Annotated in this window: 18 protein-coding genes; 6 read left to right on the plus strand and 12 right to left on the minus strand. The window is 42.5% G+C overall.

The genetic code is table 11. The features are described 5' to 3' along the window. Positions 1-4 precede the first annotated feature (4 nt). Positions 5-415, minus strand: a complete 411-nt coding sequence (locus Q0993_RS15410; protein WP_299534644.1) for a MerC domain-containing protein — start codon at positions 413-415, stop codon at positions 5-7. A 149-nt stretch (positions 416-564) separates the two neighbouring features. Here Q0993_RS15410 and Q0993_RS15415 point away from each other — a divergent pair, with 149 nt between their 5' ends. From Q0993_RS15415 to Q0993_RS15435, 5 genes are all read left to right on the plus strand, one after another. Beyond that, positions 565-1,191: an ATP-binding cassette domain-containing protein gene (locus tag Q0993_RS15415; protein ID WP_299534647.1), complete on the plus strand. Its 627-nt coding sequence runs from the start codon at positions 565-567 to the stop codon at positions 1,189-1,191. Continuing rightward, positions 1,188-2,405: an FtsX-like permease family protein gene (locus Q0993_RS15420; protein ID WP_299534649.1), complete on the plus strand. Its 1,218-nt coding sequence runs from the start codon at positions 1,188-1,190 to the stop codon at positions 2,403-2,405. The genes Q0993_RS15415 and Q0993_RS15420 overlap by 4 nt, the downstream gene beginning before the upstream one ends. Then, positions 2,398-2,838, plus strand: coding sequence for a hypothetical protein (locus tag Q0993_RS15425; RefSeq protein ID WP_299534651.1), 441 nt, complete (start codon positions 2,398-2,400; stop codon positions 2,836-2,838). Before Q0993_RS15420 ends, Q0993_RS15425 begins: the two co-directional genes overlap by 8 nt. A gap of 6 nt (positions 2,839-2,844) precedes the next feature. Next, positions 2,845-3,282: a hypothetical protein gene (locus Q0993_RS15430; RefSeq protein WP_299534653.1), complete on the plus strand. Its 438-nt coding sequence runs from the start codon at positions 2,845-2,847 to the stop codon at positions 3,280-3,282. A 232-nt stretch (positions 3,283-3,514) separates the two neighbouring features. After that, complete coding sequence (locus Q0993_RS15435; protein ID WP_299534655.1) at positions 3,515-4,573, plus strand: succinylglutamate desuccinylase/aspartoacylase family protein; 1,059 nt, start codon at positions 3,515-3,517, stop codon at positions 4,571-4,573. A 115-nt stretch (positions 4,574-4,688) separates the two neighbouring features. Here the strand turns inward: Q0993_RS15435 and Q0993_RS15440 are convergent, their stop codons facing one another. From Q0993_RS15440 to Q0993_RS15485, 10 genes are all read right to left on the minus strand, one after another. Beyond that, a complete protein-coding gene (locus Q0993_RS15440; protein WP_299534657.1) occupies positions 4,689-6,893 on the minus strand; it encodes a DUF5916 domain-containing protein in 2,205 nt (734 codons plus the stop codon). Between the two features lie 5 nt (positions 6,894-6,898). After that, the gene (locus Q0993_RS15445; RefSeq protein ID WP_299534659.1) at positions 6,899-7,741 is read right to left on the minus strand and encodes an alpha/beta hydrolase; all 843 of its coding nucleotides are present in this window, start codon (positions 7,739-7,741) and stop codon (positions 6,899-6,901) included. Next, positions 7,728-8,942, minus strand: coding sequence for an alanine racemase (gene alr / locus Q0993_RS15450; RefSeq protein ID WP_299534661.1), 1,215 nt, complete (start codon positions 8,940-8,942; stop codon positions 7,728-7,730). Before alr ends, Q0993_RS15445 begins: the two co-directional genes overlap by 14 nt. A gap of 147 nt (positions 8,943-9,089) precedes the next feature. Beyond that, on the minus strand, positions 9,090-10,106 hold the full coding sequence (locus Q0993_RS15455; RefSeq protein ID WP_299534663.1) for an ABC transporter ATP-binding protein: 1,017 nt from the start codon (positions 10,104-10,106) through the stop codon (positions 9,090-9,092). Further along, positions 10,096-11,226: an iron ABC transporter permease gene (locus tag Q0993_RS15460; RefSeq protein WP_299534666.1), complete on the minus strand. Its 1,131-nt coding sequence runs from the start codon at positions 11,224-11,226 to the stop codon at positions 10,096-10,098. The genes Q0993_RS15455 and Q0993_RS15460 overlap by 11 nt, the downstream gene beginning before the upstream one ends. Next, positions 11,226-12,494 carry an ABC transporter substrate-binding protein gene (locus Q0993_RS15465; RefSeq protein ID WP_299534668.1) on the minus strand — a complete coding sequence of 423 codons (1,269 nt, stop codon included), beginning with the start codon at positions 12,492-12,494 and terminating at the stop codon, positions 11,226-11,228. The genes Q0993_RS15460 and Q0993_RS15465 overlap by 1 nt, the downstream gene beginning before the upstream one ends. Positions 12,495-12,513: 19 nt before the next feature. Next, complete coding sequence (locus tag Q0993_RS15470) at positions 12,514-13,764, minus strand: ABC transporter substrate-binding protein (RefSeq protein ID WP_299534670.1); 1,251 nt, start codon at positions 13,762-13,764, stop codon at positions 12,514-12,516. A gap of 1 nt (position 13,765) precedes the next feature. Next, the gene (locus tag Q0993_RS15475; RefSeq protein WP_299534672.1) at positions 13,766-15,196 is read right to left on the minus strand and encodes an ABC transporter permease subunit; all 1,431 of its coding nucleotides are present in this window, start codon (positions 15,194-15,196) and stop codon (positions 13,766-13,768) included. Between the two features lie 2 nt (positions 15,197-15,198). Beyond that, positions 15,199-16,605: a DUF3526 domain-containing protein gene (locus tag Q0993_RS15480; RefSeq protein ID WP_299534674.1), complete on the minus strand. Its 1,407-nt coding sequence runs from the start codon at positions 16,603-16,605 to the stop codon at positions 15,199-15,201. Further along, positions 16,602-17,318: an ABC transporter ATP-binding protein gene (locus Q0993_RS15485; RefSeq protein WP_299534676.1), complete on the minus strand. Its 717-nt coding sequence runs from the start codon at positions 17,316-17,318 to the stop codon at positions 16,602-16,604. The genes Q0993_RS15480 and Q0993_RS15485 overlap by 4 nt, the downstream gene beginning before the upstream one ends. 1,335 nt (positions 17,319-18,653) lie before the next feature. On the opposite strand from Q0993_RS15485, the gene Q0993_RS15490 reads away from it, so the two are divergent. Beyond that, complete coding sequence (locus tag Q0993_RS15490; RefSeq protein WP_299534678.1) at positions 18,654-18,851, plus strand: hypothetical protein; 198 nt, start codon at positions 18,654-18,656, stop codon at positions 18,849-18,851. 131 nt (positions 18,852-18,982) lie between these two features. Here Q0993_RS15490 and Q0993_RS15495 read toward each other — a convergent pair whose 3' ends face one another. Further along, on the minus strand, positions 18,983-20,020 hold the full coding sequence (locus Q0993_RS15495) for a glycosyltransferase family 2 protein (RefSeq protein ID WP_299534679.1): 1,038 nt from the start codon (positions 20,018-20,020) through the stop codon (positions 18,983-18,985). Between the last annotated feature and the right edge of the window lie 152 nt (positions 20,021-20,172).

Below are 20,172 nucleotides of genomic sequence, written 5' to 3' on the forward strand. Positions count from 1 at the left end.
TAGTCTATTGTTGGTCGGTGCAACAATGCGCATCTTCGCAGTGACAATAACGGCGATTGTAGAAATGAAGTAAGACCAAGCCCACTGTAGGAAAATAAATAGCTTCTTCGACCAGATGCCACAATGCCCATTTCTCGTTTAAAATAATAAGAGCCAATAAGCCCCACAATATCCAAAAAGTATACACAATCCATTTTTTTGAGGTGTTCTTGACGGACCAATAAACTGCTAGAAACGAGAGTAGTAGAAAAGCAACATCCATAAAACCCCACCAAAACGGATGGCCGTCCGCATGGAGCTCCATATTGGCATGGGCCACAAAGAGAAAAGGTGTGGCCAAACAGTGCAAAAGACAAAGGCCACTGGCAAAAATGCCGATATAGTCAGACTTATTAATTACTTTAACCAGAGTCATTTATAAAATGGTTTGAAATTCTTTTGCCTAAAGATACCTCTGACAAACCTGTCAAAAAAAGAAGCCAAGATTTCGATAAATTTAGCTTAAATTTTCAAATGCAACTTAGTTGCATTTTTATTTCTTTTTATTTTTGTAAAAACGTTTGGATGGTAAAGACTCTGAATTTGGCGTATTCCTACGTAAATGGGGCAGAAATCGCGTTTCCTGATATAGAACTCACCCCAGGGGAGCACTTGCTGGTAATTGGACCCTCCGGTGTTGGAAAGACCACCCTTTTGTATCTTTTGGCAGGACTATTGCCACCGTTACGCGGCACAATATCCATCGCCGGGACTGAGTTGAATTCCTTGACACGTAAAGAACTGGACAATTTTCGAGGCAAACACATTGGTATAGTATTTCAACAATATCACTTCATCAAATCCCTAAATGTTTCGGATAATCTTAGATTACGGCAAAGCTTCCCCGAAAACGCGAACGACAAACAAAGAAGACATGAACTTTCCGAAAGATTGGGGCTTACGGAATATCTCAACGAAAAAGTAATGTCATTGAGCCAAGGGCAACAACAGCGACTTTCCATTGCATTAGGGATGATTCACAGACCTCAGCTTATCTTGGCGGACGAACCTACTTCCAATTTAGATGATATGAACTGTGTAAAGGTCATTGACCTGCTCAAGGAAGAGGCCGAAATCTGCAAAAGCAGCCTTTTAATCATTACACATGACCTCCGGGTGATGTCCCATTTTCAAAATCGGGTGATGTTATGAAGCTTAGCTATCTCGCATATAGGAATATGGTTTCGAAACCGCTCAACCTTCTTTTGAGTCTTCTATTGCTATTGTTGAGCGTTTCATTGGTCACGTTCGTTATACAGGTAAGCAAGCAATTGGACGGACAGTTGAGCAAGAACATTGCGCCTTTTGATATGGTGGTGGGTGCAAAGGGAAGCCCTTTGCAACTTGTTTTATCTTCGGTACTCCATATTGACGTGCCTACTGGAAATATTAAGTTGAAGGAAGTCGCCGCAATCCAAAGGCATCCTTTTATCCAAACGACCATTCCGGTTTCCTACGGGGACAACTATAAAGGCTATCGGATTTTGGGCACGGAAACTGGGTATCTAGACCTCTACAATGCCCAATTAATGGAAGGAAAGCTATATGAGAAGTCTTTTGAAGTAGTCGCCGGAAGTACCGTTGCCCAAAAACTGGGTCTTAAGGTAGGGGACAACTTCGTAAGTTCCCATGGACTGGCTTCTTCAGGCGGCGAAGCACACGATGACCACCCTTTTGTAATAACGGGGATATTAAAATCAACGGGGACCGTCGTAGATCAGTTGCTAATCTCTAACCTTGAAAGTATCTGGGAAGTCCACGATCATGGGGAAGATGGACATCAGGAAGGAGAAGGGGGTACTTTGGAAGAACAAGAGGAGGAAAAAGAGATAACGTCACTATTGGTAAAGTTCAAAAGCCCTCTGGGAATGGTACAATTACCAAGATTTATCAATGAGAACACCTCAATGCAGGCCGCCTTACCAGGTTTTGAGGTTCAACGACTAATGGGGCTCTTGGGTTCCGGGGCACAAACCGTAAATGGTATAGCTTTTGTTATCTTATTGGTTTCAGGATTAAGTATCTTTATAAGCCTATTAAAGACCATTCGGGAAAGAAGACAAGAACTTGCCTTATTGCGGATTTATGGGTTGCGAACAGGACAACTGCTTTGGCTGGCCCTTTTGGAAGGATTGCTTTTGGCAGCAATTGGCTTTTTATCGGGATGGTTTGTAGGGCGTTTGGGGATTTGGGCCGTGTCACGCTACACCCAGGATTCCTATGGCTACGGGCTACAAGTTACGGGACCGGATAAGATGGAATTCTTATTGTTAGGGTTAACCCTTGGTATAGCCCTCATGGCCGCCTTACTGGCATCGCGCTCTATATTTAAATTAAACGTAGCAAAAACATTATCAGATGCGTAAATCGATATTACTATTTTTATTCATAATCTTTTCCTGTTCTCTGGCCAAGGCGCAAGAGAAATTGACCTGGGAAGATTTTGCCGATGTCAGTTTTGAGCCCGTGTACAACAAGAAATACGATGTACATTTTTTAATGCCTAAGTTTGGTGAAAAGATTCAGAGCCACCAAGGCAAGCAAGTTAGCATCATAGGATATTTTTTGGACATTTCCGGTAGCGGCGAGATTTTTTTGGTATCTCAGAACCCTATGGCCTCCTGTTTTTTCTGTGGAGCAGCGGGACCGGAAACCATTATCGAAGTGGACTTTACAGAAAAGCCACCCTTTAAGACCGACCAAATAGTGACCGTAACCGGAGTTCTTGAATTGAATGCCAATAACGTGGATCATTGCAACTACATCCTGAAAAAGGCCTCGGGCCAGTTGGTGAACTAACATGAAATGAGAGTACCTCTTTGCATACTATGCTGTTGGATAGGAATAACCGCCCATGCGCAGACCATTCTGGATTGGTCCGACCTCTCCATGGGTATATCATGGGAACTTCCTTCTCCGGAAAATATCTTTCCGGGTTTCCAAGAGGCAAACTTCTCGCCTGAAATGAAGGCCTTGGAAGGAAAAAAAGTGGTAATAACGGGATATTTATTGATCTTGGATAGTAAGCAATCCGTATTTCTCCTTTCCAAAAATCCAATGGCCTCTTGTTTTTTCTGCGGTAACGGCGGCCCCGAAACCGTCGTAGATCTAATCTTTGACCAAAAACCATCCTTTGTAATGGACGAACTACTCTCCGTAGAAGGAACATTGTATTTGAACGAGAACAATCCAAATGCATGTTACTATCGGATCGAACATGCCGATGCCATAAGTTTCGAATAAACAAAAAGATATTAAAAAGGAGAGCTGAGAACATCGGTTCCCGTACAATCCATTGTTCCTAAACAACCGTAGGTACAACAATCGCATAGCATTACTGCGGGTATCCGTACCAATTGCTAAATGTTAAGAAGAAGTAGTAGTAGAAGAATTTCGAAGTTTTTAAATAATACATTTTCCCTGCACGAATACAATCCAAAAACAGAATAAAGTATTTTCGTAAAAAAATTTGAACATGCGTTTTATTCCAGTGCTTTTGGTGTTTTTAGTTGCCTATGCGCAAGCTTTGGGACAACGATCCTTTCCTTTTTCTAAAACAAGTGTACCACCAGGTAGTAAAAAACATTTTAAGATTCCCGTTTCCGATGGTAACAATAGCACATATATTCCAATTACCGTATTCCATGGTGCAAATCCGGGACCGGTATTGGGTATTACTGCCGGGATTCATGGCTACGAATATCCACCTATCCTTGCGGCACAGCGTTTAAATCAACAAATTGACCCGAATGGGTTGAGTGGCACCATTATTCTGGTGCAAATAGCAAATGTACCCGCATTTTTGGGCAGAAGTCCGTTTGTTAATCCAATTGATGGTAAAAACCTAAACCGATCGTTTCCCGGAAAAGAGGAAGGCTCCATTACTGAACGGATAGCCCATATTATTACCAAAGAAGTTATTGCCAAATCCAGTTTTTTTGTCGACATGCATGGCGGGGATGCACCAGAGGATTTACAACCTTACAATTCATGGTACCAATCCGACATCCTTTCGGAAACTTCTAAAAAAGGACAGGAAATGGCCTTGGCCATGGGTTTTGACTATGTTATTGTTTTTAATATTTCTAAAGAGAGACTTGAAAAACCAAGTCTCTTTTGTTCGCAGGAAGCGTTCCATCGCAACATTCCCTCCGTAGATATTGAGTGTGGTCGATTAGGCATGCCAGGAAATGAAGAAACCAATCAAATTGTGCAAGGCGTTTTTTCCCTTTTAGGGCATTTAAATATGATGTCCATAACCCGGACACCTAAAAAAACACCTATTATCGTAGCCAAACGTTCTACTATCAAAAGTAGGTCCACAGGGTTTTTCTGTACGGATAAAAAAGCAGGTGACACCATTAAAGCTGGAACGCAGGTAGGTTATATCACCGACTTTTTTGGTACTAAATTAGAAGATATTAGTTCTCCACAGGACGGAATAATCTTATATATGATAGGTACCCCGCCAATAAATGCGGGCGAAACCCTTATGAACATTGGAATCCTTCCTAACACCTTGAACCAGAAATAAAGTCTGTAGTCCTTCCTATTCAAAAATCCATGTGCTTTTCCAAATGGGTACCGGACACTTGACCACATATATATTTCAAATTCTGACATTCTGTATCTGTCTTTTGCCCGTCATCCTAAAACTGTTTTAAAAAGGTAATCTTGCTAATGAATTGTGTGCTCTGCTGTACAGGGTCGAAAATATCGGTTTGCGTGTCGTTAAATACCAAGTAAATAAAGGATAAAGGCATATATTCCCAACTAAAACGCACATTCCATCTACCTTGTTCATTAAAACTATTGTACTGATAAAAAGTAGATAGCTGTACCCTTGGATTTAAGGCTAGTCTAAGACTTGCCGTATACAGATTCGTGTCCAAATCCGTTTGTTCCAAACCAACACCATTAATATCATTATGCTCATAATTGAGCGAAAGTGTTGCATGGGGAATTGGCGCAAACCGGGCCGCAGCATTGATCGTAGTCCGGGAACCGTTATAAAAATCCCCAAAGTCAATACCTACATCACCGGACCATTTTTTGGATTGGTCCGTATTGTACTGGATTAAGTATCGCGTGTAGAAGTATCGGTCCTCTTCGATTTCCAAACCCAAGGGTGCAAAATCAAAATTGATGTTCTGCCATGTTGGGGTCATGGAAACTTCCAAAAAGCTATTGTCCTTGAACCATGTGAATACTGGAAAAATGTAAAGATTCGCTTGTTGGAAACTACTGGGATCCGTGGCATCATGATTATAATTCACGAACAGTCCCGGATCCCATCTTCTGATCCAATCGATTTTTTTAGGCCTCCAGATATAGTACCCACCGGGATTATGACGTATTACATCGTTTTGTCGTACAAAACCCATTCTAGGGTTATAGTTGGCATCTGTATATTCCGTAACCCACCCATAGTAATACTTGTTGGAATCATTACCAACAAAGATTCTTCCCGCAAAGCCGGTGTTACCGGTAAACTCATCTATAGAGGTAGATAGGAGGTACTGGATATCCCATTGACTGGTAGGACGTATTTGGCCATCCAAGGTAATGGTAGTATTGTTATTACTCTCCAAATCTAGTTCGTCATAGCTATCATCTAGCCGATGGGTAACCATAAGGCCCACATTGTTTTCCCTTCCATAGTTTTTCAAATACCGAAATACCCCAAAGTTGCCCCCTGCCGAGTTTTCGGTTTCCCGTTGACGTACAAAAAGCCCCGCCAAAGCGCTTTTCTCGGTTCGTTGAGTAAAACGAGCACCCACATCTATAGGCGCGGGTATGGCATTAAATTCCCCCTGGAGACCAATTCTTCGACTAAAAAAAGGGCGAATGGATTGTTGCAATCCACCTGCCCAAATACCAGAATTCTCCAAAAAGAACTGTCGCCTTTCGGGGAAAAAGATATTGAAACGTTCCAAGTTGTTCACGGCCAAATCCACATCGGCCTGTGCAAAGTCGGTATTCACAGTGAGGTCGAGCACCGTCTTCGGGTCGATGGCCCATTTGACATCCGCACCTATTTTTGGGTCGTTCAATTTATCGATCAATACAGTCCCCTCCTTATTTTCGTCATATTGGTACAACGCATACGGCTCCACCCTTATGTTAGTCGAAGGTGGGGGTGCTTCAATACCCGTTAGTTTGGCCGCATAGGTCATCCGATAGGGTGTGAACGACTGGGGGATGGCCGGAAAAGTGGAGACCTCGATATCCCTTCGGGCATAGCGTACCAAAGTAATCCCCAGCTCAATGGTGTTCCCGGACTCCGGAAGATTATATCGCAGGCTTTTAAAGGGAATGGCCATTTCTACGGTATATCCGGCATCGGTTCGTTGTGTTCTGACCCGCCAGAGGGTATTCCATCCCGTATCAAAATTATTGCCATTGAAATTCTGAAAATCACGTTGGTTACCATAAGGGGTAGTTTGAAAGCCTTGGGCGTATTGCTTTAAGTTTTGAGGATCAAGGGCTATGCCGAAAATATCATTTTCGCCCCAACTGAAATCCCTGCGCAAATCTTGAATGCGGATACCTTTTATACCAACGGAATCTATACAAAATGCTCCGATATACAGGTTTTTATCATCATAGAGAAAACGAACTTCCGTTTTGTATTTTAGGTTTCCACCTTGTCTGGGTTCCCTTCTAAAGAAATCGGAAGTAACTTTTACTTTTTCCCAATCGGCCTCGGCAAGTTCGCCATCCAATTTAATATCGCCCATCGCTTTTACCGCCTCAATGGTCAAAGGTGTTTCCGGTGGCGGGAAGTTCTGGTTTTCCTGTGATAAGGCCACTGCTGAACAAAAAAGTAATGGAACGAGGTGAAAAAATCTCATTTTGTCTAGTTTGAATCAATAAAGTCTTCTAACAATGCATTGAATTCTTCAGCTCTTTCCCAAAACATGGCATGGCTGGTGATTGGCTTTATTTTAGCCTTGGGGGCATAGGTTTTGAGCCAAGCACTGGCTTGGTCATACCAGGAAGCCCTTACCATAAAAACCGAAGGTATTTCCAGTTGACCAACTTCTTTTGTATAGTCCGATACCAGACCGTCTATGTAAAGGCTTAGGGCAATATTAGGAGGAGTCATCCGTATTTCCTTCCGCATCCAAGTTCTGGTTGTGTCATCTATCGAATCACGAAGCATCCAGTCAATAATGTCATCGGGTTCCGAAGGTTCGGAAATCATTCCTTTTAGGCTACTTCGGTAATCATCAAACGTCCCATAGACCCATTCTTTCTCCCTACTTCCAATCCACTTGGGAGGTTCATCGATAAACACCATCTTACGAATCCGATTCCCGCCAAATGCCCGCAGATATTCGTACATGGCAAGGCAGCCACTGGACCAGCCTACCAATACAATTTCATTTAGTTCCTTTTGTAAAATCAATTCCCTTAGATCCGCAGCGTGATGGGCGTACGTATTCTTGTAAGTAGTTTTGTCCGACCTACCCTGTCCCCTAGGGTCGTATAGGACAACATGATATCGCTCGGAGAAGTACTCCTTTTGCTTTTCAAAGAATCGATGGGTCATAGTCCAACCGGGAATGAAGAGAAGCGTTTCCCCATTGCCTGCTTCCTCAACATATAGGTTTGTGCCGTCTTTAAGCCCAAGGTAATTTCCCTGACCAAAAACGGGATAGGCGAAAAAGAATAGAATTAGAAAACTAAAAACTTTCATACGTTTTTTTAGGGATGGATTCCTTGTAATTGATTTGCAAATAGTTGTGCCCTTTTATGAGCTTGCCAAAGCCTTCCGGGGTAATTTCCGGCCGATCGGGACCGATCAAGGTAGCTACGTCCCCTACCTTAATTTTGGTCTTGAATCCTAGTGAAACATTGGTATGGCTCGCATTTACATTAACAACGGGATATAGCTCACCTCCCAATAAAACCAAGGCCCCGTTTTCTGCCTCACTATCATATCCGTCCGCCCAACCCACAGGTAGTGTAGCAATCCACTCCTCGTTTTTTATTTTGTAGAATCGGGAAAAACCAATAGTATCACCTGCCTTCAATTTTTCCAGACGAATTATTGGTGCTTTAAGGCGATACGGTACTTGAAGTGGATATTGTTTGGCCTCAGGCCTATTGACCATAGGAAATGAGCCATGGAGCAAAATACCAGGTCTTACGGCTTCTTGATGTGATTTGGGTAAGTCTAACAGCGAAAGTGACGGTGCCAAATGTTTTATCCCAGTGGTTATTCCTTTAGCATTCAATTCCTTTGTAATCTCCTCAAAACGCTGAATTTGCTTTTCCGCAAAGTCCTTTGGGGAAGTAAGGGTGGAGAAGGTATGGGTAATACGTAACTTATTGTTTTTGGCCACTTCTTCCCCGATATGTATCGCCTCCTTATAGGGAATACCCATTCTACCCAAACCAGTATCTATATAAAGTGCAACATTTATTGTTTTATGTGTACTTTCAACTAACTCACTTATTTTTTTGAACGAAGCTTTTGAAAAAATACTTAACGTTATTTCCTGTTCTACAAGGGCATTTGCCGTTGCGCTATCAAAATCTCCCATGAGCAGAACAGGTTTCGAAAATCCAGCGGTTTTGAGGGCAATGGCCCTTTCATCCTTCACCAAGGCCACTGCCACGACGCCAGGCGCGTTGTCCAAGATTTTGGCTACCTGAACATCCCCCAGGCCATAGGCGTTATTTTTCAATACAGCTATGATGGGCTTCCCTCCTACGATTTTATTGATTTGTAAAACATTGTGTAGATAAGCAGCCTTGGATAGTTCTATCCAAGGTTTGCTGTCATATAATCTATCAGCTAAAAAGTGATTACGACCAAATACATACGGACCCATAGTAAGGGTAGCCAATCCGGCAAAGGACTCATAGATAAATTGTCTTCTATTCTTTTTCATAAAATTGTATGTCGGGTCCTATGTAATATGGAATTGAACAACTTTAGTGTATTTTCCAGGGACATGGTCAAACTAGCCCTTAAAACAACCACTTCTACTAACACGTCAGGTAGTAAAAGACCTTGTACATAATTGTTTGGGTCATTTTTAATCATATTCCTTAATGGTTTGTAATAATTGATAAATAGAGGATGTTTCCTTTTCCATGGTCTTGGAATTGACCTTCCACAAAATTCCTTTTTCGACAGGTATTACTTTAACCGAAATAGCTGCATTATCCACTACCGCTATACGTTCACGCTCAAACGCTTTTTTAGTCCAAAGTAGACCATCCCCGCTGCCTTCTAGTTGAATACTTCTATTATAGGGTTCTTGCGCCTCAAAGGCTCCCTTTCCCATATCAAAATGGATACCCTCGCTTTCAAATGCCCTGGCAAAAGAGCCGTTCAAAACCAAATCCTCCGGAGCACCAATGACAAGTTTTCCGTTCTTAGGCTGAAGCCAGAGTTTGTCCGCATATTTTAAGGCGAGTTCCATATCATGCGTTGACATCAGGATACATTTGTTGTCCTTTTTGGCCAGTCGCCGCATCAATTGCATAATCTCTATGCGCCTAGGTAAATCTAGAAAAGCCGTTATCTCGTCGAGTATCATTACTTCTGTTTCTTGTGCCAAAGCCTTGGCCACCATGATTTTTTGACGCTCACCATCGCTCAGTTCCGACAACATTCGCCCAGCAAGTTCCTGCGCCCCCACCATGGCAATGGCCCATTGAACAACTTCATGGTCCTTGGGTTTCAGTTTTCCCGACCAGCCTGTATAAGGATATCTCCCTAGACCAACTACTTCATAACTACTAAGCATCCCGCCATGTACGCGTTCGGTGAGCACCAAACTTAATTTGGTAGCCAATTGACGCGATGCTATTTGAGAAACGTCGTTTCCTTCAAAAAGGACCTGTCCTTCCAAAGGCCTTTGTGAACCGGAGATGGTCCGTATTAATGTGGATTTTCCAGCACCATTAGGACCCAATAAACAAACTAGCTCTCCCTTTTTCAGGGTCTCCGTTATGTTTTCTGCAACTACTTTTTTTCCCGACCTATTTGAATAGCCAATTGACAACCGCCTTATATCCAAAACATCTTCCATAATCCTATAATTCAAATGTTCGCATTTTGCGGTTTCTCAACAGCACCCACATTACCACCGGGGCGCCAATCAATGCATTGACCGCATTTAAATGAAGAAAATGACGTTCCCACGGAAGGTGTACAAAAAGATCGGCTGCCATGGCCACTAGGCAACCCAATAACATTACAGCCGGTATCAAGATTCTGTGATCGGAAGTACTAAAAAGACCTCTTGCAAGGTGAGGAACGATTAATCCCAAAAAGAGAACAGGACCACAATAAGCGGTTGTGGGAGCTGCCAAAAGTACGGCACTGCCCAAGGTAACGATACGTGTACGTTTTACGGACATCCCCAGTGCCCTTGCATAATTCTCTCCCAATAAGAAGGCATTTAAGGGTTTGGCCATTAACCAACCACTAATCAGCCCAATGATCGTAAGCGGTATCAGGACCGGAAAATGTTCCCAATATACCCCTGCAAAGCTGCCATCGTTCCATCCGGCGAAAACCTTGGCTTGAGATTGATTGGTAAAGTGTAAAATTGCACTGATCAAACCTAGGGAAAAATAGCCCAGCATCAATCCAAAAATTAATAATGTGATGGTACTCACATAGCGGGCAACGAAGACCATCAACAACAGCACCAACAGACAGCCCAGCATGGCCCCGGCAACAATACCCAAGTTGCTCAAAATCTCCAAGTTTTCCAAAAAGCTAGACCCCACCACGGCCGCGGTGGTAACGACCAGGGCCACCCCCAATTGTGCCCCGGCCGTGAGACCCAGGGCCCAAGGTCCGGCCAAAGGATTTCGGAACATGGTCTGCAACTGAAGTCCCGCGGTACCCAATGCAGCCCCACCAATACCCGCAGCTATAGTGCGAGGCATCCTAAGTTCTTTGATAATGGTGCTATGGGTAGGGTCTGCACCCTCCAACCCGAACAAGGCCGCAATTATACCCTTAAAGTCTATGGCAACGGTTCCCACACCCAGCTCAAGTAAAATCAATATCAGGATTCCGATAATCAAAATAGGAAAAAGAAACATACGGGCCCTTGCAGGAAGCCTTACTGTAACGGGCAGGACAGCATCAGTTTCCTTTGCTGGCCCTATTCCTTTGTTTGACTGTTTTTGGGCTTGATACTTTACTTCCATCAGAATTCATTTTTAGTAAGTTCAATCCTTTCAAAATATTTGGGTACATGACCAGGTAGTAGTTCCGGATAAAAAATGAAAACTAAATCCTCCAAGACCAAATCGGGACGAACCTCCGGGGTTTCGTACCAATCATAGGCATTGTGTTCATAGCGTGTTCGCTTTTGGTAATGGAACACCTGACCGTTGCGATAGGCCTTAAAGGAGTCTAAATAATCAGCCGGAGGCCAGTTTTCATCAGAAGTGCTATTTGCTATCCAAAAGTCAGCATTCTTGGCTAGGGAAAGCATTTTTTCATTGTTCATACCGACTGCATGAGTCGGTCCATCATCGGCAAGTACATTAATGGCCCCAGCTGCTTCCAGAAAGGAGGCATAAAAATCGTTGCGATGGGCCGACCAATCGCTACTCTCGGATGGATGATACACCAAAAATGCGGTCTTTTTTTCTTCTTTTTGCCGTACTCTTTCCATCAAATGACCACAACGGGTAACCACTTTCTCGAACAGCTCGTTGGCCTCCCTCTCCTTGTTGAAGAAGAGTGCGCTAAACTTCAGCCATTCGGCTTTGCCTAAAAAGGAAGATTCTGCCCAAGCAAATTGAGGAATGGCATTGATACCTAATGCTCTCATTTTTTCAACCGAAGCCATTCTATCCTGATTAAAGGAATAAAGAATCAGCACATCCGGGTTTAGTGAAAGTATGACCTCCGGTAATGGCGGTCGGTGAAAACTATACCCAATGGAAGCAATTTTTTTTTCCTCCCATAGCTGTCTCAACTCTGGGTCATAAATAGCTCCCCCGCCCATAGCTATGATGTTGTTCTTCAATCCCAAGGCTTTTAGCCGTGTTATTTCACCATCGTCATTAGCGGCAACCGTATGAAGCGGTACTTCCATAATCCAAGCATTTTGAAGACCATTCCTTAACTCTGGAACAGGTGTGCCCCGCTGTACCAATAGGAGTTTTTGATTAATTACGATATCTCTGTTCGCACTATTAAAATGGATATCTACAACTTTGTAATTTGGTCCATAGGTTACCGAAAAATTCTCGGCATATTGAATATCTACCTTTGTTGGGAAACTGATATCCAACTCCGCGGATTCAATATCCAAGGTCTTTTTTTTAGTGGTTGATGGTCCACAACCCAATTGGGTCCCTCCAACAAGGCTTACCAAGAGCAATAGAAACAAGACACGAGGACCATTAAAGGCACAAAGTTGCAATGGACCTGAATTCTTAAAGGCAGCGGGACTTTCGCTCATTCGAATCGAGTTAATGATTTCAGTTTATAGGAGGACCTTCGGTGACCTTATTATAATGGCCCATAAAAACAAGAGAGTGGTCCGGCAATAATTGGGGGTAGACCAATCTTATTAAATCTTCCAATACAATATCTGGACGAACAATAGCCTTTGCATACCAATCGGAAGCATTTTCCTTAGGCTTGATTCTTTCCATATTATGATAGAGATTCCCAGTCCGCCAGGCCTCAAAATTATTCATGATGCTCTCTTTTGGTAGTGGACCTGCGTGTATATCCCCTATTACCCAATGCTCTACATCTTTTCCTTTTAAAAGCAATTCTTCCGTGGTCAATGTCTGCGCTCCATCCGCATTGGCCTTAGTATTGTCCAATAGCACATTTTTTAAACCAGCATCTACCATATACTGTGCTGGGATACTATTGATATGCATTTTCCAACGTTGCTTGCTGGTATAAAATCCCCACAGAGCACTTTCTTTTAACGCTACGCTTTGGGTTATTGATTTTAAGGTTTTTATTTTGTCCGCAATATTTTCAAAAACTTGGTTTGCCTCTTTTTCGGCATTGAAGAACAGTGCGTAGAACTTGATCCACTCGGCTCTGGCCAAATAATCGGACTCCGCCCAATCGAAAACGGCGGCAGTAGGGATTCCCAATTGTCGACACTTGTCTAGACTCTCCTTATGATCCAAGCTTGCCATAGTCATTAGAAATACTTCCGGCTTCCTTTTAAGCAATACCTCAAAATTAGGAGGACTATGCCAACTGTACCCTATCTGTCCCACGGTACCTTCAAGCGCTTTCTCCCGCATCTTGTCATTGTAGGAGTAAAGCCCTCCTATTGCCGCGATTCGGTTTTCAAGCCCAATTTCACGTAGATAGCTCTCAGAATGTTGAACATTTACTGCAACCGTCCCTGCAGGAACATAAATTATGGTTGCATTTGGAAGAGAGTCCCTTATTACCGGGGGATTTGTACCTCTTTGAACCAACACCATCACATCCTCAATATCCTGTGCTTCACCATTGGAAGAACTCCTATCGCCCAAGGTCGCACTAGTACGCACTACTTTGTAGTTTTTGTGGTAGGTAACTGAAAATTTTTGGGCGTATTGAACATCCACTTTAGCCGAAAAATAATCTTTAGCAGAACTGGTTTCCACCTTCTGGGTGCCAACAAGAGCAGGGTCATTTTGTGTTCCTTTTGATCTGTTCTGGCAAGCCAAAAGAAAAGCAACCAATATCGTTATGCCAACCATTTTATGCATCTCAGAAAGTTGTTAAAATGTTGCGTTCTTTTTGTCTTTTATAGATAAAGATCCCTATAAGATACACAAGTCCAGAAAGCACAAGTATTATAGCCAAACCGGACCAAGTGGAAGCTTGACTTTTTTGGTATATGAACTTTGGCAAATTCGGGTAATCCTTTTGAGAAAAATCCCGATTGTTGTATAAAAAAGGGGTTAAATGTCCCCGCCACGTCTCCGCAAAGGCAATCACTTGTTTTCTAAAGTCTTCGTAATTTTCGGTAGAAGTGCCTGCCATTTCATTCAAGGATTCCTGAGCAAGGATAGCTGGCGAAATCCACTTAAAACGGCCGATCCAATCCTGTTGCTTCTGTAGTTGTTCTTCGTACGCATTGACCGCAGGGGACAATTCTTCCCGTATCAACCTTTGGGAAGCCATATAGCGATGGTAAAACCCTCGGGATTGGGTGGTATCGTTCAAGGCATACTCCGGGTGATCCCGCAAGAAGTTGTCCAATATCTCATCCTGTTTTTTGGCGACCTCCTCTTTTAGACTGCGCATTTCATTGATCATTAAGGTGCGGGAGGGCATGGGATAAAAGGTGTTCCCCAATTGGTTTACGACAGAGGGAACAAAAAGTACGAACACCACCCAAAGCCCTAGCAAAGCGACAGCGTTCTTGGCCGAGCTACCCGCTTGAAGATTGATTAGAAATGCCAGGGCGAACCAAAAGAGCATATAAGCCAATACTAAGGCCAAAAAACTTAAAAATGAGGTAGCCTGTGCTACGATGTCCATACCAATGAGCAGAAATGCGAGGATAAGTGTAACGGTGACCAGTAAGGCCATCCAAAAAAAACGTAGCCCCAGTTTTTGCATCACCCATTCTTGGATTGTAATAGGCTGAGCAGCTAAAAGTCGGATGGAACCATTTTCCCTTTCGGCTGAAAGCACATTATACGAAAAGGCGATAATGAGCAGCGGTAATAGGTACACGATGACAAAGGCCAAGTCAAAACTACCGAACAAAAGCTGAACAGGACTGGTCATTTCCGTAAAGTTCAAGGCAAAGTCATCTCCGCTGACCGTTGGTTTTACATAATGGGTAAAAAGATCGGCTTGCCCGGTAGATAGAAAAGCCATAGGTTGAGGCTCCATGGCCGCCACCCGAGGATAATAGTTGCCCAATGCCATAGGGCTTGAAGGAATGGTCCAGTACGGCACACTTACCTCAAGGCCATGCTCCACCGAGTCGAGTAGCATGAGCATCATAGCATCATTCTCCCGCATTTCCAGATGGGCTTCGGCAATATCGCTTCGGCGTTTTTCTACTTTTTGTTGGCCATTAAAGGCAGAAAACCCAAAAAGGACCAACAACATTAGGCTCAGTAGTTGTATCCAGCGACTTCGCAAGAGTAGTTTCAACTCATATCTAAAATTGTACGTTAACATGGTCAGATAGTTTTGGTAGTGAACAATAACAGACCAAAAGAACCCACAAGCCAAAGACCTAAAATGCCAAGATTGGATGCGTTGTATGAGAGAACGGAATCCAATTCCGGCGGGTTATAATCGAAGGCGGGTAGATTCTTCCAGAAATCAGCATCAGCCCTATAGCCCCAATTTCCATACTCGGAATTCTCGGCAAAATTATCGTTCAGAAATTTTTGGGTGGCGATTCGGTATTCTTCTGCAGCATCGGCAAAGTCCCAATGCGTGGCATAATCTGTCTGGGCGATGGCCATACTTAGAAACCGAGTGGGCAAATAGGGTGAAATAGCTGCCAGCCCTCGATACACGTGGGATTGTTGTACGAACTGCTCTTTGAGGTAATTGTAATGTTTAAAATAGATTTCTGCCTCATGTTCCTCGCTTTTTTGCATCCGATAGCCATCAAAGTTAAAGGGAAGCTTATGGAGACTGTCCACGCCATATTCAGTGAGTACCTTTTCCTGCAATAGTTTGGCTTCCTTGCTCCAGGGATTGTGGCCATCCAGTCCTTCCTTTTTATCCTTTAACACATTGGCCGTAAATTCCTGACGGGTTGGATAGGGGTGTTTGGCCTCCGCTATATTACTTGCCGCCTTGGGTGCCGCCAGACATGCAATAATCCATACCCCAATTGAAATAACTAGGGAAACACCGGATTTCCTTGTCTTAGCGGAAATCAATAGGACTATGTTGATGAAAATGATGTAATATCCGACATATACCAAAAACATCACAACGAGGGCACTCCAATTGAATATACCAAAATTCTCTAGGCCACTTAGCAAAACACCCGCCACTAGAAACAGGAAGGCTGTCATTATAAGAATGGGGGTGAATAGGGCTGTCCACTTTCCCAATATCCATTTCCCCATTGAAATTCCTTGACTCTTCAACAAAGTAAGGGTGCCCATTTCCCGTTCCTTGGTAAAACTGTTGTATCCCAAAAGAATTATAAGTAGGGGAATAATGAACAGTAGAATAAAATCTGGCGTCAAATCCCCAAAACGGGCCAGACCTGTTTGGTCCGCCGCTGCACTAAACTGGGCCTCATTGCGATTGTGTGCTTCCAAAAAAATGGAGGTGCCGGCATACTTATCCACCCCTTGATCTACCAAGGATAAGGGATATTTAGGTTTAAAGGCGTAAGTACCGTAATGTGCTGCAGAATGGGGGTTCTTTTCACCCTGGTTCTCCCATATGGTGCGCTCGGCCATTTTAGCTGCTTCATATTGTTCATTTACATTTTCATATTGCCGGGCACTTATCCAAACGGCTAATCCCAATAATAGGATTACGATGAAAAAGGCAATTCGAACGCGTCCATCACGAAGCAGTTCCTTGGTTTCCTTTAAAAATGTCTTGGAAATCATATGGCAAGCTCTTTATACCCCATGGTATTTAGATAGGAATTCTCCAACTCCGAAAGGGAGATGTCATCTGCCTTAAACTGCTGCTTCAACCTACCATCCTTCATGATTCCAATATGGGTAGCCACATCCTTGGCCCTAAATAGGTCGTGCGTTGCCATTAAAGTGGCTACGCCTTTGGCGCGTAATTTTTGAAGCAACAAGCCAAATTCATTACTGGCCTTAGGGTCCAATCCAGAGGTAGGTTCGTCCAATAACAGCACTTTGGCATCCTTGGCAAGGGCAATTGCGATGCCTACCTTTTGGCGCATTCCTTTTGAAAAAGTCGAAATACGTTTGTCAAAAGCCTCAGGTTGTAGTCCGGCTTCCCCTAAAAATCCTTTCAAATCAGAATCAGATAGTCTTTTCCCACCGATTCCAGAAAAGTAATCCAAATTCTCCACAGCGGTAAGACTGGGATAAAGCATCAGGTTTTCTGGTATGTATGCCAAAAAAAGCTTTGTGGTCCTGGGATTTTCCTGGACGTTCAATTGGTTGATGAACGCACTTCCCGAGGTGGGTTCTATAAATCCCAACAACAGGTTTATCGTGGTTGTCTTTCCGGCACCGTTGGCCCCTAGTAGACAATAGATTTCGCCCTCTTTAACGTGAAGGTTCAGATGGTCCAATACCGTCTGGTCACCATATTTCTTTGTAAGGTTATCCGTAATTATCATTTTACATGAGATTTAAATACGACTATGATATCAAAGTCACTTTGTAACGCGTATAGGCGTTATAAAATGCTTGATGTTCAAATACAAGGAATCCACCTTGATTAAATGGGAATGTCTTCAGGAAAAAAAGTAAGGGGGGCCTCTTAGGGAACGAATCACCAAGGCTTCTAGCTTAAAAAAGAGACCTGGTACACTTACAATTAGTAAGGAAGCCAAAAACCCTAAAAAAATCTTTGCGTAGGGCCATAGGTAATTGCTTTGGCCCAATAATTTTGCGCACAGTTCACAACAGAAAGAGGGTTCCCCGATTTGGTTGTCAGATGTAGCATGTGAAACATGGGAATCCGGCATATGGCAAGTAAAGACGTGCAAGGTATGGTATGACAACCGAAATAAAAGTACGGTTACCAATAGTACTCCGAACCATTTTTTAGTCTTATTGCTTCTCATTTTTGCAATGAGCGGATGGCACCGCTCGCTCATTAATTGGGTCTGGATGAAAACCTTATCTTCGTTCGATGTTCAAATAAAACGTCTGCACCAGTTCAGTCTCTCTTCCCGTATTTGCAAAAGTGCAATCAAAGTGTTTTAGGTGATTCCATCTGGTGCCATAGTACCATTCCAGCGTTGAAAACGATGTTTTCCAAAAGCTTCAATATTAAAGTCCATAAACATTACCAAAGCAAACGTCATGAACCCTGATGGCCAATCGTCGATGGCCGAAACGCTTTAACGTTCCTTTCACAAATCTAAAACAATGGATTTAAGTTATCATGTTAAATATATCACAATATGTCCCTATTCATGTTAATTTACCAATACCATAGGCAGCTCATTAAACAATCATATGGCTCCTTAATTGATTGATTTACAACCTAGACTTTTTGCATACCCCTAAAATTCTCCCATTTCAGCCGTAAGAGTAGATGTTTTACGAATCTGGGATAGCTTTTTCAATAATTTTATATATTTAACAAGATTATACTTTCTTATTTTATTAATTTAACTTACAAAAAATATTAATGTAGAATACGATATCCGTGGCCTATAAATATCCATGGAACGGTGTACCGATGTGAAATGTAGGTAGACGTTGAAGCTATAAAAGCTTAGTGCAAAAAAGAGAGAATTACTTACTCCCATCACTTTCGTAGATGGTTATGAATTACCCTACCAATGCCATACTGCAAGGAACATAATGAAAATCTTGGGATACAATGAAAAGGCCCAAAGAAGAACTTTGGGCCAAGAACAATATTCTTTCGCGAAGAATGGACATAAACCTTGAGTGTCCTTAACTGTTCGAGGCAAATATAAATACTAAAGTTTGAGTGAATGAAAAATTTAAGTTTTAAGGGACTGAATCTGAAGGTAAATCGTGTTCTTCGGTCCGAGGAGTTGAAAAAGATTACGGGAGGTAGGCCTGTAGGTAGCTGTTTCATGGATCCCAATTGTGCTACCGGTTGTAGACAGCAGGAATATCTCGGCTCTCCAAACACTTTTTGTAGCACTTGTTGCCTCGGGCCCTATTGATAGTTAATCCACTACTGCGCGGAACAGTGCTTTTGCATCATGTTCCGCGCAGTTTTCAAGAAATATAAATCTACTTTATCCATTCTTTGTGTAGGCAACCAATACGAGGTAGCTATAACAGATTGCAGAACTTACTTGAGACTTAAATGAGTACAGGTCCAATTATTTTTTACATCGCGCAGAATATCGAATTTAAATCTATGGTAGGCTTTTGTAAGTGTTTCCGTATCATCAATAGCATCGATTAAATAGGAAACATAGACCATGCTTTTATCCGACATTATATCTGAAAGCAAGTACGATTGTAACAACTCCCCAAGTGCAATATCCTCCTGTTCATCTTTGCTTAGCTGACGATATATTTGGAAACAAGTCCCAAGGCCATGCAAAAGAAAGCGCATTACATACTGATCATTGTATTTTTTAATCAGGTTCTGATGCATTAAAAATTTGTAGAGCCTGTCATAGGCTGAAATAACATCGAGTATTTTTTCCTTGGAATATGTTCGTGTTATGGAATCGTGTGGTTCACAATTATAATGGTAAGAAGATTTGGAATAGATTCCAATTCCTTTTGCATTACACACCGCCATGGCAACAAAAGGTATGTCTTCATAGTATACATTTTCCGGAAAGCGAATATGGTATTTCAAAAGTAAACGCCGAGAATACAAGTAGAGAAAAGGGTAACTATAAAAGCCTTTGGTAAGGTTTAGAAAGTTCAAAATAGCCTCCTCGCTCCTCTTAAGATGTCGAGGAAGTCGTGTTCTGTCCCCAAATTCTGTATGATGGCCCCCAAAGCTCTGAGTATATCCCATGAGCAGAAGGTCTATTTCTTTTGGGGATTTGTTCAAATGCCGTACTAAACCCGAAATGGCTCCCTGTGGTAACCAGTCATCGGCATCAACGAACCATACGTATTCCCCTACGGCCGCTCGGAGTCCCTTATTGCGGGCATATCCTACACGACGATTTCTCGGATTACAGAACACTTTGACACGATCGTCCTTTCCTTCATATTCACGAATTATGGCCAAGGAGTCATCGGCTGAAAAATCATCCACAAGAATTATCTCTATATGCTCGTAGGTTTGATCAATAATGGAATCCAAACATCTCCTTAAATAAGGAGATGCATTGTAGACCGGAATTATGATACTTAAAAACATCAAAGAAAGTGTTTATAATCTAAAAATATAAGAATTATATTACAAATATATAAGTATTAGATTATAAAATAGATGTTCAGAATCGAAAAGTGGACTTCTCTTATAAGTATCTATAGTAATCCAGCGCAAACTCATCACTCTGCAAAGTCACA

This window comes from Ulvibacterium sp., from assembly GCF_028285715.1.
Lineage (GTDB): Bacteria > Bacteroidota > Bacteroidia > Flavobacteriales > Flavobacteriaceae > Ulvibacterium.

Excerpts from the sequence above, each read along its gene's own strand:
- Q0993_RS15410 (WP_299534644.1), bottom strand. The coding sequence starts at position 415 with ATGACTCTGGTTAAAGTAATTAATAAGTCTGACTATATCGGCATTTTT.
- Q0993_RS15415 (WP_299534647.1), top strand. The coding sequence starts at position 565 with ATGGTAAAGACTCTGAATTTGGCGTATTCCTACGTAAATGGGGCAGAA.
- Q0993_RS15420 (WP_299534649.1), top strand. The coding sequence starts at position 1,188 with ATGAAGCTTAGCTATCTCGCATATAGGAATATGGTTTCGAAACCGCTC.
- Q0993_RS15425 (WP_299534651.1), top strand. The coding sequence starts at position 2,398 with ATGCGTAAATCGATATTACTATTTTTATTCATAATCTTTTCCTGTTCT.
- Q0993_RS15430 (WP_299534653.1), top strand. The coding sequence starts at position 2,845 with ATGAGAGTACCTCTTTGCATACTATGCTGTTGGATAGGAATAACCGCC.
- Q0993_RS15435 (WP_299534655.1), top strand. The coding sequence starts at position 3,515 with ATGCGTTTTATTCCAGTGCTTTTGGTGTTTTTAGTTGCCTATGCGCAA.
- Q0993_RS15440 (WP_299534657.1), bottom strand. The coding sequence starts at position 6,893 with ATGAGATTTTTTCACCTCGTTCCATTACTTTTTTGTTCAGCAGTGGCC.
- Q0993_RS15445 (WP_299534659.1), bottom strand. The coding sequence starts at position 7,741 with ATGAAAGTTTTTAGTTTTCTAATTCTATTCTTTTTCGCCTATCCCGTT.
- alr (WP_299534661.1), bottom strand. The coding sequence starts at position 8,942 with ATGAAAAAGAATAGAAGACAATTTATCTATGAGTCCTTTGCCGGATTG.
- Q0993_RS15460 (WP_299534666.1), bottom strand. The coding sequence starts at position 11,226 with ATGGAAGTAAAGTATCAAGCCCAAAAACAGTCAAACAAAGGAATAGGG.
- Q0993_RS15465 (WP_299534668.1), bottom strand. The coding sequence starts at position 12,494 with ATGAGCGAAAGTCCCGCTGCCTTTAAGAATTCAGGTCCATTGCAACTT.
- Q0993_RS15470 (WP_299534670.1), bottom strand. The coding sequence starts at position 13,764 with ATGCATAAAATGGTTGGCATAACGATATTGGTTGCTTTTCTTTTGGCT.
- Q0993_RS15475 (WP_299534672.1), bottom strand. The coding sequence starts at position 15,196 with ATGTTAACGTACAATTTTAGATATGAGTTGAAACTACTCTTGCGAAGT.
- Q0993_RS15480 (WP_299534674.1), bottom strand. The coding sequence starts at position 16,605 with ATGATTTCCAAGACATTTTTAAAGGAAACCAAGGAACTGCTTCGTGAT.
- Q0993_RS15485 (WP_299534676.1), bottom strand. The coding sequence starts at position 17,318 with ATGATAATTACGGATAACCTTACAAAGAAATATGGTGACCAGACGGTA.
- Q0993_RS15490 (WP_299534678.1), top strand. The coding sequence starts at position 18,654 with ATGAAAAATTTAAGTTTTAAGGGACTGAATCTGAAGGTAAATCGTGTT.
- Q0993_RS15495 (WP_299534679.1), bottom strand. The coding sequence starts at position 20,020 with ATGTTTTTAAGTATCATAATTCCGGTCTACAATGCATCTCCTTATTTA.